We start from the raw sequence: 15,814 nt of genomic DNA, 5'->3' as shown, positions 1-15,814 counted from the left end.
TGTTTTATTTTAGGCCGTCTGAAACGGCGGCGGCCTACCCTGCGTTTTGCGCATCCGCCAGCAGGCCGCGCCAGCGTTTTACCTGCAAACGCACCTGCTCGGGCGCGGTGCCGCCCAAATGGTTGCGGGCGTTGAGGCTGCCTTCGGGGGTGAGCACTTCATACACATCTTCGCCCACCAAATCCGAAAAACCTTGCAGCACGCTCAGCGGCAGCTCGCTCAAATCCACGCCCTGCGTGTCGGCATGGCGCACGGCCAGGGCAACCACTTCGTGCGAATCGCGGAACGGCATGCCTTTTTTCACCAGATAGTCGGCCAAATCGGTGGCGGTGGCGAAACCCTGCATCACGGCGGCGCGCATGTTTTCGGGCTTCACGGTTACGCCGCGCATCATGTCGGCATAGATGCGCAGGGTGTCGATTAAGGTATCGGCGGTATCGAACAGCGGTTCTTTGTCTTCCTGATTGTCTTTGTTATACGCCAAGGGCTGTGATTTCATCAGCATAATCAGGCCGGTGAGATGGCCGATTACGCGGCCGGATTTGCCGCGCACGAGTTCGGGCACGTCGGGGTTTTTCTTCTGCGGCATGATGGAGGAGCCGGTGCAGAAGCGGTCGGCGATGTCGATAAAGCCGAAACGGGGCGACATCCACAAAATCAGCTCTTCGGAAAGACGGCTCAAATGCACCATAATCAGGCTGGCCGCAGCGGTGAATTCGATGGCGAAATCGCGGTCGGATACGGCATCGAGCGAGTTTTGGCAGATTTGCTCGAAACCCAGCAGTTCGGCGGTGGTTTCGCGGCGGACGGGATAAGTGGTGCCGGCCAGCGCCGCCGCGCCCAAAGGCATACGGTTGACACGCTTGCGGCAGTCGGCCATACGCTCGAAATCGCGGCCGAGCATTTCCACATAGGCCAGCATATGGTGGCCGAAGCTCACGGGCTGCGCCACTTGCAGGTGGGTGAAACCGGGCATCACCACTTCGGCGTTTTGTTCGGCCAAATCGATTAATGCGCTTTGCAGATCGCGGATCAGGCCCTGGATATCGGTGATTTGGTCGCGCAGCCACAGGCGGATGTCGGTGGCGACTTGGTCGTTGCGGCTGCGGCCGGTGTGCAGGCGTTTGCCGGCGTCGCCGATTTTATCGGTGAGGCGGCGCTCGATGTTCATGTGCACGTCTTCCAAATCCAATGACCAAGTCATCTGGCCCGATTCGATTTCTGCTATAATATCGGCCATTCCTTTGCGGATAGCGGCAAGGTCTTCCGCGCCCAACACGCCTGCCTCGTGAAGCATCTGCGCGTGTGCCAGCGAGCCTTGTATATCCCACTTCGCCAGGCGTTTGTCGAAACCGACGGAGCCGGTGTATTTTTTTACCAACTCGGATACAGGCTCGTTAAAACGGCCCGACCAGGTTTTGTTATCGTTCATCATTCGTCCGCTCGCTTATCGCATTATTAGGGTTTTGTTGTAAAGATGCCTATTATACGTCAAATACACTCTTGGTTTGCAGTTCCCGATTTACGCAATTTCGGCACCATCTCGCGCCTGATGCTGACGAGCATGCTGGGGCTGCTGCTGTTTCCGCTGATCAATAACTCTTCGGAAAGCTATCTCAGGCAGGTTTACGACAATGCGGCATGGGCGGCGCCCACGCTGCTGCTGATTCTGGTGAAAGGCTATGTGCTGGCGAGCGCGCTACCGCGCATTACCGAATCCAGATTCGCCGTGCCCATCGTGCACCTCTCCAACCTTTTGGTGTTTGTGGCGGTGGATTATGTGGTATTGGGCGAGCGTATGTCGTTTTGGCAGCATTTTTTCCTGTTTAATTTCTTTGCGTTGGGGTTTATGTACACCGAAGCCTCGCGCCGTTACAGCCTGGCACCCTCGCTTTCCGAAGCACGTTTGAGCGCGCTGACCGCCCGCATCCGCCCGCACTTTCTGTTTAACAGCCTCAACGCCGCCATCAGCCTGATCCGCCTGCGCCCCTATGATGCGGAAACCCTACTCGAAAACCTGGCCAACCTGTTCCGCGCCCAACTGCGCGACGGCAGCCAAAACAGCACGCTGGGGCAGGAAATCGAATGGGCGCAGGAATACATCGCCATCGAGCAAATCCGCATGGGCCACACGCGCGTGCAAGTGATGTGGCAGCACCACGCGCCCGACGATGCCGAAACGCCGCACCTTCTGTTGCAGCCCCTGCTGGAAAACGCCGTGTTCCACGGCATCGAATCCACCCACCGCCCCGGCTGCATTTCGGTGCTGACCACGCGCCAGAAACATTGGATCTATATCCGCATCGAAAACCCCTATGTGCCTACCGACAGCCAGGAAAACGCCAAGCCCCACAAAGGCAATTCTATGGCGCTGCGCAACCTGAAAGAGCGCCTGGCGCTGATGTACGACAACGATGCGGTGATTAAAAGCCGCCAGCTCGACGGTATTTTCCGCGTCGATATCCGCCTGCCTTACCGCAGAAAATCTTCCGATTTGAAGCAGTTGTTCGGTTAAAAGCCGAACCGCATCGAGGCCGTCTGAAAAGTTGTTTTTCAGACGGCCTTTTGTGTAAAAATCCCGCCGTCCTTCCCGCTGCCGCTTTAAGCCCCGCAAAGCTGGCGTATAATGCCGCCATATTTTTTATCCGACTAAGGAATCAGGCCATGCGCTGGCAAGGAAGAAAACAAAGCTCTAACGTAGAAGACCGCCGCGGCCAGGGCAGCCGCATCGGCGGCAAAGGCACCGGCATCATCGGCATCATCATTTTGCTGGTGGGTGCTTATTACGGCGTGGATTTATCCGGCGTTGTCGGCACGCCGCAAATCGGCACCGCCGCACAACAGTCTTCACTCAGCAGCGAGCAGGAAGCCCAACTGAACGAGCTTTCGCGCGTGGTGCTGGCCGACACCGAAGCCGTGTGGGCCGATTATTTCAGCAAACGCGGCAGCCGCTACACACCCGCCACGCTGGTGCTCTACACCGCCGGCACCCAAACCGCCTGCGGCACCGGCCAAGCGGCGATGGGGCCGTTTTACTGCCCTGCCGACCGCAAAGTGTATTTGGATTTATCGTTCTATGAAGATATGCGCAAAAAACTCGGTGCAGCGGGTGATGCAGCGTTTGCCTATGTGATCGCCCACGAAGTCGGCCACCATGTGCAAAACCTGCTCGGCATTCTGCCGCAGGTGAACCAGGCACAGCAGAGCGTGGGCAAAACGCAGGCCAACGCGCTTTCGGTGAAGCTCGAATTGCAGGCCGACTGCTTTGCCGGCATTTGGGCGCATTACGCCGTTAACCAGAAACTGTTTGAAGAGGGCGACATCGAAGAAGCCGTGGCCGCCGCCGAAGCAGTGGGCGACGACCGCCTGCAACAACAGGCGCAAGGCTATGCCGTGCCCGACAGTTTCACCCACGGCTCGTCTGCCCAGCGCATGGAATGGTTCAAGCGCGGTATGCAGGGCGGCGACATCAACCAATGCAATACGTTTGCTTCCAACTAAAATATTTGCTTTCAAAAAAAGAAAACAGGCCGTCTGAAATGTTTAAATCCCGTCATTAGCTTCGCAAGTCCGCTGTGCTCCCCCCGCGCAGGCGGGAATCCAGATGGAAATATTGAAGTATTGATTAAACAAATACTTGAATGCCAAGCGTCTGGATTCCCGCCTGCGCGGGGGGAGCACAGCGGACTTGCGAAGCTAATGACGGAAATCAGATTTTTCAGGGGGGTGTTGAATTTTGCAAAGGTCTCGGCCTGAGACCTTTGCAAAATTTTTTTTCAATACCTTAAAACACTTGCGTCATGCTCGGGCTTGACCCGAGCATCTGTTTGTTTTAGAAAAAAAAGAGATACTCGGGTCAAGCCCGAGTATGACGTGTACTTTCTTAAGTTGATCGACGCTATATTAATGCGGCCGAACCGTTATTTCGCAGCGGCGCGCGCTTCTTCCAGCCATTTGTCGACGGTGGTGCGGTTGGCTTTGATCCAGTTGTCGGCGTGCCGCTGGATTTGTTCGGGTTTGCTTTCGCCGTCGCTGATCAGGGTGTTTTCGGCGTTCACGTCGGCAATCGGCAGTTGCGCCACGGCAAACAGTTTGGCGGCGGCGGGGTTGGCCTCGGCGAAGGCTTTGTTGGCAACGATACGCTCGTTGTTGACGGCAAAACCGTAGTTTTTACCGTCGGGCGCGGTGGTGTCCTGGTTTTCGGGGTTGGCGCTGGAAGGCACTTGCAGCCACACAACGTCTTTGCCGGGCACGAGTTTGCCGGACACCCAATACGGCGTCCAAGTGTAGTAAAACACGGGCTTGCCTTCTTTATAACGGGCGATGGTGTCGGAAATAATCGCGGCGTATTGACCCTGTTTGTGGGTGATGCGGTCGCGCAGTTTATAGGCGTCGAGCTGGTATTCGATGGCCGCTTCGCAGCCCCAGCCTGCCTGGCAGCCGGTGAGGTCGGCTTTGCCGTCGCCGTCGGTGTCGAACAGTTTGGCGATGGCGGGGTCTTTAAATTGCCCAAGGTTGGTGATTTTGTGTTGGTCGGCAGTTTTTTGTCGATTAAATAACCTTGTGCGGCGCCGGTGATGTAGTTGCCTTCGCGGTAAAACTTGCCGTCGCCGCCGGCGTTTTTATACATTTCGTTGTGCAGCGGATCCCAGTTGACCGCCAAAAACGTGCCGTCGCCGTTGGCCACGGCGGTGTAGGCGGCGCTGTAATCCACTTCTTTCACGGGCTTCACGTCGTAGCCTAGCTCTTTGAGCAGGCTGTTGACCACCAGCGTTTGGAAGCTTTCTTCGGAAAGCGGGCTTTGCAGCGCCTGCACGCTCACGCCTTTGCCGGGCTGGCTTTGGCCGCCGGCGCGGCCGGTGCGGATGCGGTTGCCGCCTACTCTGCGCTTTGCTGCTGCCCGCAGGCGGCCAGCGCGAGGGTGAGCAGAACGGCGGGAAGGATGCGGTTGGAACGGGGGGTCATGGCGTACTCCTTTGGGTTGGTTGAACGGTTGCAAACAGCGGGCAAAACTCTTTTTTCAGACGGCCTGAGCGGTGTCGGCGGCGTAAGGCCGTCTGAAAAGAAAATATTCACGGTTAAGCGGTTTTGCCTTTAAACAGGCCGACGGGGCCGGTGCGGTACCAACGCTCGCCCCTGCTGCGGCTGCTCTGCCCCAGCGATTGTGTCATGCGGTCGAGCACAATCGCCATAATCACTATACCCAAGCCGCCGATGGAAGCTAAGCCGATGTCCAAGCGGCCGATGCCGCGCAGCACCATCAGCCCCAAGCCGCCCACCGAAATCATCGAGGCGATCACTACCATCGACAGGCTGAGCATCAGCGTTTGGTTCACGCCCGCCATGATGGTGGGCATGGCCAGCGGTAGTTGCACTTTAAACAGCATTTGTTTGGCATCGGCGCCGAACGAATGTGCGGCTTCGATTAAGTCTTCCGGCACTTGGCGTATACCTAGGTTGGTGAGGCGGATAACCGGCGGCACGGCGAAAATAATCGTTACAACCACCCCGGGCACGTTGCCGATGCCGAACAGCATCACAATCGGCACCAGATACACAAACGCGGGCGTGGTCTGCATCGCGTCCAGCAGCGGCCGCAGTACCCTGGCGATTTTTTCGCTGCGCGCCATCGCAATGCCGGCGGGAATGCCGATCAACATGCAGAACAGCACGGCGGTCAGCACCAGCGACAAAGTGGTAACGGTTTCTTGCCACGCGCCGATCAGGCCGATAAACAGCATGCCCGCCAAGGTGCCTAGCGCCAGCTTTTTGCCGGCAAGCTGCCACGCCAAGAGCGCCAGCACGGCAATCAACACCAGCGGCGGCACGGCCTGCAACGCCCCTTCGATGGTGGTTAAAGTCCAATCGATCGGTGCTTTGACGGCGGTGAAAAAGCCGCGGAAATGCTGCACTACCCACGCGATCAGCTGTTCCACCCAACGGTCGAGCGGAATGCGTGCATGGTCGAACGGCTGCAACCACGAAAACGGCTGGCCGTCGGCTTGGCCGGCGGAAAGCGCGGCGGCCGTGTCGGTGGCGGGGGCCGAAGCGGCTGAGGCGCTTTCGGCGGCGGTTTGCGGGGCGGTGCCCCAAGGATTGTCGGCCGGCATGGCGGTATCCTTTCTGAACGGGGTTGTTATTGTGCGGGATAAATGTGGTAAGACGCGCCCTGAGGGCAGATACGGACCGGATGTTTGTTGTTAGAAAAGGCCGTCTGAAAAGTCCGGTTCAGGCGGCCTGAAAACCTGCCGCCTTAACGGTATATCTGTATTGAGCCGCTGCAAGCCGCCCGCCTACTCTTCCGGCGGGCTTAGCGTTTCCAGCAGCGCCACCTTGCTCACCGAGCCGATGTGGCGGCCTTGCGCGTCCACTACCGGCACCGGGCAGGGAAACTGGGCGGCGGTATTGAGCATATCGCGTATCGGCGTGTCGGCCTTCACGGCGGCTAAATCCGGCAGTACGGCGGCGCGGATAGGCTCCTGCCGGCTGATGGCCTCTTTCAGCGAATCGGCGGAAATCACGCCGACAAAATGCTTTTCATCGTCGAGCAGGAAACCGTATTCGCGGTCGTGATCGCGCATGCGCTTCAAAAAGCTGCGCATATTGTCCTGCCCTGCACGGTGCGGAAAGGTCAACTGCGTGCGCCGCGCCAAATCGCCTGCGGTATAAACCTGCGACACGTTCACTTCTTTGAAAAACGAGCGCACATAATCGTTGGCGGGTTGGCGCAGGATTTCGTCGGGCGTGCCCACCTGCACCACGCTGCCGCCCTGCATGATGGCGATACGGTTGCCGATGCGCATCGCTTCGTCGAGATCGTGCGAAATAAACACGATGGTGCGCTTTTCATGCGCCTGAAGGTTAATCAGCTCGTCCTGCATTTCGGTGCGTATCAGCGGGTCGAGCGCCGAAAACGCCTCGTCCATCAGCAAAATGGCCGGATTGTTCGCCAGCGCGCGCGCCAAGCCCACCCGCTGGCACATACCGCCCGACAATTCGTCGGGGTAGCTGTCGCCGTAGGCACCCAAGCCCACCTGCTCCAAAGCCGCCTGCGCCCGCCCGTTGCGTTCGGCCTCCGCCACGCCCGCCATCTCCAACCCGAACGCCACGTTGCGGCGGTTGGTCAGATGCGGCATCAGCGCAAACGATTGGAACACCATGCTGATTTTTTCGCGGCGCACTTGGCGCAACCGCGCGTCGTCCATCGCCACCACATCTTCACCGTCGATCAGCACCTGGCCGCCGCTGGGTTCGATTAAGCGGTTGAACAGGCGCACCAGCGTGGATTTGCCGGAGCCGGACAAACCCATAATCACGAAAATCTCGCCTTCGTAGATTTCCAGATTCACATCGGCCACCGCCACCGTGCTGCCGGTTTCGGCAAAAATTTCCTCTTTCGACAAACCCTTGCCGTGCAGCTTGAGTGCCGCTTTCGGATGCGGGCCGAAAATCTTGTAAAGATTTCTAACCGTGAGTTTGGCCGTGGATTTTTCAGTCATTTCAATCTTCTAGCGGGTTAACTGTTTTTTACCCTAACAGAAACTGCCGCCAAGGTTCAAGTTTGAAAATTGAAATTAGCAATTCATTTCCCCATGTTTGAAAGTGAAAAGCTATTGAATATGACGAACACTACCCTACTCTGACAAACAAAAAGCATAGAAAATTTTCAAAAATTTCTTTTTAAAATGATTTTGTTAGATAGATTAATTTATTTATTAAATAGATTTTTAAATTTTAATACTTATTTTAAAATGATTATTTTTCATTCATATTTAAATATAATGAATTTATGAATTTAAAAGATGCCGTTAAAACAGATTATTATGATTATTTAGAACTCAAAGCTTAACCAAGCTGTTTTTAAAAAAGCACAGGCTGTCTGAAACATATTCAGACGGCCTGTGCTTTCAAAAGCGGTTTTTATTGAATCTGGTTCGACACCATAATATTTACGGTGGACAACAGCGACATCATCACCGCCAGCGTGCCGGATATATCCGTGAAATAAGCCGTTTTTCTCAATTTCACGCCCAAACCGAGCTGGATAATCAGAATCGCGGGCAGCGGCAGGCTCAGATAATGAAAGGCGTTCATAGCCAACACACCCGAAAGCCCCAGCGACATCATGGCCAGCGAATACACCGCCGCCCAAAAAATATAAACCAGCGCATAGATTTTGATGATGTTTTGCACGGGGTTGCCGCCCGTTTGGTCTTTTTTATACGCATAAAGCGCAAAGCCCGCGGCCACATAGAACACGGTGCAAGACAGCACAAACAGGGCAAAAGAAATAAACGCCACCATGCCCGCAAACGTGGGCAGCTTGGCCAGATAGTAAAGCGGCATCATCCAGAAACTGCCCGCCAAAAGGCAGAGAATGCCCGATGCAAAAATATTTTTGTCGGGCGTGTTGGCAATCACATTATCTTTGCTCTGCCACGGGTTGCGGCGGTCGCGCCCCGAAAACAGCAGCACGCCCGCATACATATGAATCAGCCCCGATGCCAAAATCATTACCGCCATTGATAAATCCATACTCACTCCCGCTTATTAAAAATATGAGACTTTTGCAAAACTGCCTTCAGGCCGTCTGAAATGTTTGATTTTTGCAAAAGCCTCTGTCTGCATTGCTTTTGCAACCAAAAGATACTCGGGTCAAGCCCGAGTATGACGGAATCAGGTGTTTTCAGACGGCCTCAAACGCCTTTTGCCAAGCCTGCCCGAAAAACGGCACGGTTACAGCATGCCCGCCACTTTCTTATTGCGCATCAGGCACAGCATATCGGCGGCAACGTGGGCGGCGGCGATGGCGGTGATTTCGGCGTTGTCGTAGGCCGGTGAAACTTCCACCACGTCCATACCGACGATATTCAAATTGCCCAGCGCGCGGATTATGCCCAGTGCGGTATGCGAATTGAGGCCGCCGGGAACGGGGGTGCCGGTACCGGGGGCGAACGCGGGGTCGAGGCAGTCGATATCGAAGGTGATGTAAACGGGGTGGTTGCCGATGATGTCGTAGATGCGTTTGACGGTGGCTTCGATGCCGTTTTCGTTCACCCACGGCGCAAACAGCATATTCATACCCATAAAGTCGCTATTCCAGGTGCGGATGCCGACTTGCGCGGAAGTGTGCGGATTGATCAGGCCGTCTTTAATGGCTTTGTAAAACATGGTGCCGTGGTTGAGCGATTCGGGCGCGTCGTCGGGCCAAGTGTCGCAGTGGGCGTCGAAATGCAAAAGGCTCAAGGGCTTGCCGTATTTTTCGGCGTGCGCCTGCAATAAGGGATAGGTGATGAAGTGGTCGCCGCCGAAAGTGAGCATTTTGGCATTGCTGTTGATGATGATGTCGAGCGCGTGCTGTTTGATGGTTTCGCGTATCGTCCACGGTTGGTGGGCATCGAACCAGCAGTCGCCGTAATCGATAACGGCCAAATCGTCGAACGGGTCGAAACCCCACGGAAACAGGTTTAGTTCGGCCAGTTGCACGCTGGCGGCACGGATGGCGGCGGGGCCTAAACGTGCGCCGGGGCGGAAGGTGGTGGCCAGGTCGAGCGGCACGCCCGACACCACCACATCGACACCGGCCAAATCGCGGGTGTAACGGCGGCGCATAAACGATAAGGCGCCGGCATAGGTGTTTTCGATGGTGGAGCCTTGCAGCGTTTCGCGGCGGAACGCGCCGTCGCCGTAGATTTTTCCGTTCATATTGTCTGCCCTCTTGCAAAAATAAATATGTTTTGGCCGTCTGAAAAAGAGAAAAAGGCTTTCAGACGGCCTGAAAGCCCTTTTTATAGTGGATTAAAATAAGAATGCCGAAGTAGGGTAAAACGATTCTTTAGCATATCGCCCAATTGCAAGTTTGAATGCAGTTATTTCATTTCGGAGTTTTTATTTGAATTCACTATAAATATGCTGTCAATCGGCCTGCTTTTCCGCCGCTTTGCGCGCAGCCTTGCGCTCTTTGCGTTTGGCACGGATGCTGCGGATATGCTCGCGAAAAAAGCGTTGGCGTTGGCGTTTCTTCCACCAGAAATACAGCAACACCACCGCGCCGATGCCGATTAAAACGAACAGCCCCGATTGGAACTGGTGCACTTTGTGCATCAGCCATTCGCGGTTTTCGGCTCCGTATGAGCCGAGATACACCCACACCGGCACCGAAATCAGCGCGGCCAGGCCGTCCATAATCAAAAAGCGCAGGTAAGAAACTTTGCGGCTGATGCCGGCGGTGATAAAAATCGGCGTGCGCAGGCCGGGCAGGAAGCGGGCGACAAACAGCACGCGGTTGCCGTATTTATCGAATTTTTCCTGCACTTGCGCATAGCGTTTCGGCGTCATCACGCGGGCGATAAAGCGCACTTTCAAGATTTTATGGCCGAACACTCGGCCTGCAACAAACATCAGGCCGTCGCCCGCCAACACGCCGAGCATGCCCACCGCCACCATGATATGCACGTTGGTATAGCCCAGGCCGGAAATCACGCCGCCGGCCACCAAGGTAACGTCTTCGGGTATCGGCACGCCGAACCCGCACGCCAGCAGCACCAAAAACACCGCCGCGTAACCGTATTGGATAAAAAACGCTTCTAAAATCGCAAGCATAATGCTTGTGTTCCTTATTGGTTTGATTGTATGGAATCCGCTATACCGCTTCCCGTCTTTACTGTTTTTTCAGACGGCCGCGCCGCATTTTCGGGCAACCGCGGTTTGAAAACAATCTTGCCGAACTTTTCCCGCAGGCCGTCTGAAAACAACCTGCTTATTTCTTGGCTTTTGCCGCAGATTCCGCCGTGCCCTGAATGGCGGCGGCGATGCGTTCCGCCCCTTTTTTGGCCTGATCGATCTGGCGGGCTTCCACCATCACGCGCACCACAGGCTCGGTGCCCGAAGCGCGCAACACCACGCGGCCTTTGCCTTCAAGCTCTTTTTCCACTTCGGCCAGCACGTCTTTCGAGGCGCTCTGCCAATCCTGCCCTTTTTGAATACGCACGTTGATCATGGTTTGCGGAAACGCCTGCCAGTCGGAACACACGGTCATCAGGTCCTGCTTCAGAATGCGCAGAGCGGCCAACACTTGCAGGGCCGAAATGATGCCGTCGCCGGTGTTGTGTTTGTCCATACACAGAATATGGCCGCTGGCTTCGCCGCCGATTAACCAGCCGCGCTGATGCAGCTGCTCGAGCACATAGCGGTCGCCCACTTTGGCGCGGCAGAAGGCAACCCCTTGCTCTTTCAAGGCCAGCTCCATCGCCATATTGGTCATCACGGTGCCGACCACGCCGCCGATTTCCACGCCTTCTTTGGCGCGGGCTTTGGCAATCACGTAAATCAGGCTGTCGCCGTCGTAAACCTTGCCGTTTTTATCCACCATAATCAGGCGGTCGCCGTCGCCGTCGAGCGCGATGCCGTAGTCGGCTTCGTTTTGCAGCACCGCCGCCTGCAAGGCTTTCGGATGGGTGGCGCCGCATTTTTCGTTGATGTTGTAGCCGTCGGGTTCGTTGCCGATGGCCACCACTTTCGCACCCAGCTCGTGAAACACTTTGGGCGCAACGTCGTAACCTGCGCCGTTGGCGGTGTCCACCACCAGCTTCAGGCCGCGCAGATCGAGGTTGGCGGGGAAAGTGGATTTGCAGAATTCGATATAGCGGTCGTCGGCACCGTTCACGCGGCGGGCGCGGCCGAGTTTGTCGGAAGGCAGGGTTTTCATTTCTTCGTCGAGTTTGGCTTCGATTTCCAACTCGATTTCGTCGGAAAGCTTCACGCCGCCTTCGGCGAAAAATTTGATGCCGTTGTCGGAATAAACATTGTGTGATGCGGAAATCATCACGCCGGCCGACAGGCGCAGCGCGCGCGTGAGATAGGCCACGCCGGGCGTGGGCAGCGGGCCGGTTTGGATAACGTTGACGCCGGCGGCGGTAAAACCGGCCACCAATGCGGCTTCGAGCATATAACCTGAAATACGGGTGTCTTTACCGATAATCACGGTAGGCTTGTGTTCGCTGTCGTGCTGAACCAGCACCTGGCCTGCGGCATAACCGAGCTTCAATACAAAATCGGGGGTAATCGGAAACTGACCCACTTCACCGCGCACGCCGTCGGTGCCGAAATATTTCTTTGCCATATAAAAACACTCCGTTAAATTGAAGCTGCTATTGTAAAGCAGCCCTGCCGCCGTATCCAGCGGTTTACAAGGTTTTGCTGTTTGCAGGCCGTCTGAAACCGAATCGGCTATAATCGCGTTTTCTTCCAACCCACGGATTGCCCCATGTTTTCCGAAGCCGCCAAACACCTCTCCACCGTGCGCGATATTTTGCGCTTTGCCGTAAGCCGTTTCAACGAAGCCGGGCTGCATTTCGGCCACGGCAGCGACAACGCCCACGACGAAGCCGCCTATCTGATACTGCACACCCTCAACCTGCCGTTAGACACGCTCGAACCCTATCTCGATGCCAAGCTGCTGAGCGCCGAAAAAGAAGAAGTGCTCGGCCTGATCGAGCGGCGCGTAACCGAACGCATTCCTGTGGCCTACCTCACCCATCAGGCCTGGCAGGGCGAGTTTGATTTTTATGTCGACGAGCGCGTGATTGTGCCCCGTTCGTTTGTTTACGAGCTGTTAGGCGAACCGCTGCTGCCGTGGATAGAACATGAAGAGCTGGTACACCGCGCACTGGATTTGTGCACCGGCAGCGGCTGTTTGGCCATCCAAATGGCGCACCACTACCCCGCCGCCGAAATCGATGCCGTCGATTTAAGCCTCGATGCCTTGGAAGTGGCCGCCGTCAACATCGAAAGCTACGGCCTCGAAGAGCGCATCAACCTGATCCACACCGATTTGTTCGAAGGGTTGGAAGGCACATACGATTTAATCGTTTCCAACCCGCCTTACGTCGATGCCGAATCAGTGGCCGAACTGCCCGAAGAATACCTGCACGAGCCGGAGCTGGCCCTGGGCAGCGGTTCGGACGGTCTCGACGCCACCCGCGAAATCATCTTGCAGGCCGCCAAGTTCTTAAACCCAAAAGGTGTGCTGCTGGTTGAAATCGGCCATAACCGCGACGTGCTGGAAGCCGCTTATCCCGAACTGCCGTTCACTTGGCTGGAAACCAGCGGCGGCGACGGCTTCGTGTTTCTGCTCACGCGCGAACAGCTTCTGGGCGGGGAATAATCAGGCCGTCTGAAAAAACCGTTTCCGCTTTTGAAAGGCAATCCCATGAAAAAGCATTTCCACCACTCCCTGCTGTGCCTTGCCGCCGCCGCACTGCTCTTATGCGGCTGCAATCCGCCCGAAAAACAGCGCCCCGCAACACAGGCGGCGCAGGGCAACCGCATAAAAACGTTCGGCGACGACCTGAGCGACTACAAAGCCCCCGATGTGGTTGGCAATATGGGCGGCAGGCCGATCAGGGTTTCCTCCTATGTGGCCATCTTCCCTTCTTGGGAAGATACGCCCACCGCCTTTTCTCCCGAATGGGAAACCTATAAAGCCCCGCCGCGCAACTACCAATCAAAAATGAAGAGATTTTCTTTCGAGCTGAATTTCGAGACCGGGGAAATAAGGGACGACCGCTTTACCGACAGTTTGGCTCTTAGGGAACAGCGCAAACAGTCGGGGCATCCGTGGGTGAGCGTCGGCGTAACCAATGGTGTGGATTTTCTAGGGCGAAAAGATTTGTTTGACCGCTATCTGCAAAACGATTTGGACATCAAACCCATCCGCCCCGAAGATACCTATCATAAAACCGATCAAGTTTTGTATGGGTTGGAAGTTTACGCCGCCCCAAAAATCAAAACTGTGGTTGGCGGCTACCCCGATGACGTGTTTGTTGCCCGCTACCCTGACGGCCATGTACGCACCTATATCAAATGCAGCACCAACCAAGTGCCGACACCGCCCTGCAAGCATCACTTTGCAGCAACAGATAACATGATGATTGAATTTAGTTTATTATACGACCGGCACCGGCTGGCCGACTGGCAGAAAATTGAAGCGGCCGCCAAGCGGGCGTTTTTAAGCTTTATCGTCGACCCCGCAACGGGCAGGTATATCAATAGGGAATAAACATTAAGGAGACATAATGGCACAACCGATTAACCAGGCAATGATTAAAGATTACCAAGACCGGATAGCGACAAAGAAAGTAGAAGGCGTTATTGAGGTTTACAACGATTTGCTGAACAAGGGCTATAACTATGCCGGCTGGGCAAAAGGCGTGGCCGAGGCCAACGGCTGGAACAGCAGCCAGCCCGAAATCCGCGGCTCGATAACCGGCCGGGCGGCGGTGATGTTTATGAAAGACTCTTCGGGGCGCGATTTCAGCGACCGCGAGCTGAATGAAATCCGCATTGATATGGCGCGCGGCTATCTGGCGGCTTTAAGTCAAAATATTGACAAGGGAAATGGCAAGACACAGGCAGATATTGAATTTGACCAGATGCGTGAGTTCCATAAGGCGGTATTCGAACGGCACAACCTCAGCATAGACAACTGGACACTGGAAACACCGATGAAGTTTATCGGTGCCTACAACGGCGGCGAAGCGGCGCAGGAGAAAAAATGGCAGGAGCTGGCCAAAACGCAGGGCGACGGGGCGGACGCACTGATTGCCAGCGCGGCACTCTACAATTATGTGCAGGATTTTGCCAGAGGCTATATCTACGTTGACGACAAAGGGTTGAAAATCGACACCGCCATGGCAGAACAGATTCAGGCGCAAACATTCAAGGTGTTTGAAATGAAGCGCGTCCCCGAACGCGACCGCAAAGAGGCGGAGCAGTGGCTGGAAAACGCCAGCCGCATCAAACCGCTGCTGTTCAGCCGTTTGGAAGAGCAGGAGCAGGAACGGCACTACGGCTACAGCCGCGAACAAAACCCTGCCGAAGGGCCTCTGCCGCAACAACACGCCCATTCGCAGGAAAAAAACCCGTTTTTGGAATTTGCAGAAAAAAACGTTACCGAAAAAGACGTGGAGCAGTTTTTGGCCCGTGTGGAAGAATACGGCAAAGAACAGGAAATGCTGGAAAGGCAGCAGGCACTCGAAAACCAAAGGGTGTCCATGTCGCGTTCTTTTTTCAGCTGAAATGCAGCAGCACTGACAACTCCCGTTTAACAGTATTGTGAAAGAAAGATCGTGAACCAAGATAATTTGACCAACATGCAAAAAGAAATGTCGGCCTTTTTCTATGCGTTTCAGAAAGAATGCAGCGGCTTGGCCAAAAAGGTAGACAGCAGCCTTCAGCAGTCTTTGCAGATGCAGCGCAAAGAATTGGCAGATATTGCGGCAGGCAGTGTGGAAAAAGGGCTGGAAAAGGCTATCAGCCGCTATAATCAAACGCTGTATGAATCAAATAAATCTTTAGGTTTTAAAATACAGCAGCTTGAAAACAGCCTCGAAGCAGTAAACCGCAAACACAAACAGCTTGTGTTCAAATACTGGCTGGGGGCGGTAATCTGCCTGGCAACCATTGTTATCAGCGCCTCTTATCTGCTTTACCACTATAAATCGGCAATCGACCAAAACAAACTGACTGCGGAATTAACGCAAAAAGTTAACGAAGCCGATTTAAGAATATGCGGCGAAAATCTTTGCGCGGCGGTTTCTTCGCAGAAATACGGAAAGTATTATTTGGTTAAAAAACGCAGTGCCGAGTGATGCTTCTGCTCAAACAGAAACAAGTTAAAGGCCGTCTGAAAACAGTTTTCAGACGGCCTGAGACCTTTGCAAAATAACCAATTCAAACCTGAAAACGTTCGTATCCCGTCATTCCCGCGCAGGCGGGAATCCAGCCTTAAAACCATCAAGTATTTTATTTCAAT

At 55.0% G+C, this 15,814-nt stretch carries 14 protein-coding genes and 1 pseudogene; 6 read left to right on the top strand and 9 right to left on the bottom strand.

The window, feature by feature from the left end:
• Nucleotides 1–34: 34 nt before the first annotated feature.
• Complete coding sequence (gene argH, locus H3L92_RS02270; protein WP_085364946.1) at nucleotides 35–1,432, bottom strand: argininosuccinate lyase; 1,398 nt, start codon at nucleotides 1,430–1,432, stop codon at nucleotides 35–37.
• 45 nt (nucleotides 1,433–1,477) lie between these two features.
• Between argH and H3L92_RS02265 the strand changes: the two genes are divergently transcribed.
• Nucleotides 1,478–2,515 carry a sensor histidine kinase gene (locus H3L92_RS02265; protein WP_085364947.1) on the top strand — a complete coding sequence of 346 codons (1,038 nt, stop codon included), beginning with the start codon at nucleotides 1,478–1,480 and terminating at the stop codon, nucleotides 2,513–2,515.
• Between the two features lie 149 nt (nucleotides 2,516–2,664).
• A complete protein-coding gene (gene ypfJ, locus H3L92_RS02260; RefSeq protein ID WP_085364948.1) occupies nucleotides 2,665–3,501 on the top strand; it encodes a KPN_02809 family neutral zinc metallopeptidase in 837 nt (278 codons plus the stop codon).
• 419 nt (nucleotides 3,502–3,920) lie between these two features.
• Here ypfJ and proX read toward each other — a convergent pair.
• The 8 genes and pseudogenes from proX to glmM all read right to left on the bottom strand — a co-directional run bounded on the left by proX (nucleotide 3,921) and on the right by glmM (nucleotide 12,121).
• Nucleotides 3,921–4,768 (bottom strand): annotated as a pseudogene (proX, locus tag H3L92_RS02255) (glycine betaine/L-proline ABC transporter substrate-binding protein ProX).
• Nucleotides 4,769–4,878: 110 nt separating this feature from the next.
• Nucleotides 4,879–5,076 carry a hypothetical protein gene (locus H3L92_RS02250; protein WP_169710482.1) on the bottom strand — a complete coding sequence of 66 codons (198 nt, stop codon included), beginning with the start codon at nucleotides 5,074–5,076 and terminating at the stop codon, nucleotides 4,879–4,881.
• A gap of 2 nt (nucleotides 5,077–5,078) precedes the next feature.
• Nucleotides 5,079–6,110 carry a glycine betaine/L-proline ABC transporter permease ProW gene (gene proW / locus H3L92_RS02245; protein WP_085364949.1) on the bottom strand — a complete coding sequence of 344 codons (1,032 nt, stop codon included), beginning with the start codon at nucleotides 6,108–6,110 and terminating at the stop codon, nucleotides 5,079–5,081.
• Nucleotides 6,111–6,293: 183 nt separating this feature from the next.
• Nucleotides 6,294–7,499, bottom strand: coding sequence for a glycine betaine/L-proline ABC transporter ATP-binding protein ProV (gene proV, locus H3L92_RS02240; protein ID WP_085364950.1), 1,206 nt, complete (start codon nucleotides 7,497–7,499; stop codon nucleotides 6,294–6,296).
• A gap of 421 nt (nucleotides 7,500–7,920) precedes the next feature.
• Nucleotides 7,921–8,535 (bottom strand): hypothetical protein, encoded by a 615-nt coding sequence (locus H3L92_RS02235; protein WP_143824300.1) that lies wholly within the window; start codon nucleotides 8,533–8,535, stop codon nucleotides 7,921–7,923.
• Nucleotides 8,536–8,736: 201 nt separating this feature from the next.
• Nucleotides 8,737–9,705, bottom strand: coding sequence for an agmatinase (speB, locus tag H3L92_RS02230; RefSeq protein ID WP_085364952.1), 969 nt, complete (start codon nucleotides 9,703–9,705; stop codon nucleotides 8,737–8,739).
• A 210-nt stretch (nucleotides 9,706–9,915) separates the two neighbouring features.
• On the bottom strand, nucleotides 9,916–10,602 hold the full coding sequence (locus tag H3L92_RS02225) for a DedA family protein (RefSeq protein WP_085364953.1): 687 nt from the start codon (nucleotides 10,600–10,602) through the stop codon (nucleotides 9,916–9,918).
• Nucleotides 10,603–10,759: 157 nt separating this feature from the next.
• Nucleotides 10,760–12,121: a phosphoglucosamine mutase gene (glmM, locus tag H3L92_RS02220; protein ID WP_085364954.1), complete on the bottom strand. Its 1,362-nt coding sequence runs from the start codon at nucleotides 12,119–12,121 to the stop codon at nucleotides 10,760–10,762.
• A gap of 144 nt (nucleotides 12,122–12,265) precedes the next feature.
• Between glmM and prmB the strand changes: the two genes are divergently transcribed.
• The 4 genes from prmB to H3L92_RS02200 are packed head-to-tail and all read left to right on the top strand — an operon-like array spanning nucleotide 12,266 to nucleotide 15,650.
• Entirely contained in the window at nucleotides 12,266–13,165 is a 900-nt protein-coding gene (prmB, locus tag H3L92_RS02215; protein WP_085364955.1) for a 50S ribosomal protein L3 N(5)-glutamine methyltransferase, read from the top strand.
• Nucleotides 13,166–13,210: 45 nt separating this feature from the next.
• The gene (locus H3L92_RS02210) at nucleotides 13,211–14,059 is read left to right on the top strand and encodes a hypothetical protein (RefSeq protein WP_085364956.1); all 849 of its coding nucleotides are present in this window, start codon (nucleotides 13,211–13,213) and stop codon (nucleotides 14,057–14,059) included.
• A 16-nt stretch (nucleotides 14,060–14,075) separates the two neighbouring features.
• The gene (locus H3L92_RS02205; protein ID WP_085364957.1) at nucleotides 14,076–15,077 is read left to right on the top strand and encodes a hypothetical protein; all 1,002 of its coding nucleotides are present in this window, start codon (nucleotides 14,076–14,078) and stop codon (nucleotides 15,075–15,077) included.
• Between the two features lie 51 nt (nucleotides 15,078–15,128).
• Nucleotides 15,129–15,650 carry a hypothetical protein gene (locus tag H3L92_RS02200; protein WP_085364958.1) on the top strand — a complete coding sequence of 174 codons (522 nt, stop codon included), beginning with the start codon at nucleotides 15,129–15,131 and terminating at the stop codon, nucleotides 15,648–15,650.
• Nucleotides 15,651–15,814: the final 164 nt, after the last annotated feature.

It is taken from the genome of Neisseria dentiae (assembly GCF_014055005.1).
GTDB lineage: Bacteria > Pseudomonadota > Gammaproteobacteria > Burkholderiales > Neisseriaceae > Neisseria > Neisseria dentiae.
This window is presented reverse-complemented; position numbering and strand designations above follow the sequence as displayed.

What these genes read in the sequence shown, in the direction of transcription:
- argH (WP_085364946.1), bottom strand. Translation starts at nt 1,432, where the DNA reads ATGAACGATAACAAAACCTGGTCGGGCCGTTTTAACGAGCCTGTATCC.
- H3L92_RS02265 (WP_085364947.1), top strand. Translation starts at nt 1,478, where the DNA reads ATGCCTATTATACGTCAAATACACTCTTGGTTTGCAGTTCCCGATTTA.
- ypfJ (WP_085364948.1), top strand. Translation starts at nt 2,665, where the DNA reads ATGCGCTGGCAAGGAAGAAAACAAAGCTCTAACGTAGAAGACCGCCGC.
- proW (WP_085364949.1), bottom strand. Translation starts at nt 6,110, where the DNA reads ATGCCGGCCGACAATCCTTGGGGCACCGCCCCGCAAACCGCCGCCGAA.
- proV (WP_085364950.1), bottom strand. Translation starts at nt 7,499, where the DNA reads ATGACTGAAAAATCCACGGCCAAACTCACGGTTAGAAATCTTTACAAG.
- H3L92_RS02235 (WP_143824300.1), bottom strand. Translation starts at nt 8,535, where the DNA reads ATGGATTTATCAATGGCGGTAATGATTTTGGCATCGGGGCTGATTCAT.
- speB (WP_085364952.1), bottom strand. Translation starts at nt 9,705, where the DNA reads ATGAACGGAAAAATCTACGGCGACGGCGCGTTCCGCCGCGAAACGCTG.
- H3L92_RS02225 (WP_085364953.1), bottom strand. Translation starts at nt 10,602, where the DNA reads ATGCTTGCGATTTTAGAAGCGTTTTTTATCCAATACGGTTACGCGGCG.
- glmM (WP_085364954.1), bottom strand. Translation starts at nt 12,121, where the DNA reads ATGGCAAAGAAATATTTCGGCACCGACGGCGTGCGCGGTGAAGTGGGT.
- prmB (WP_085364955.1), top strand. Translation starts at nt 12,266, where the DNA reads ATGTTTTCCGAAGCCGCCAAACACCTCTCCACCGTGCGCGATATTTTG.
- H3L92_RS02210 (WP_085364956.1), top strand. Translation starts at nt 13,211, where the DNA reads ATGAAAAAGCATTTCCACCACTCCCTGCTGTGCCTTGCCGCCGCCGCA.
- H3L92_RS02205 (WP_085364957.1), top strand. Translation starts at nt 14,076, where the DNA reads ATGGCACAACCGATTAACCAGGCAATGATTAAAGATTACCAAGACCGG.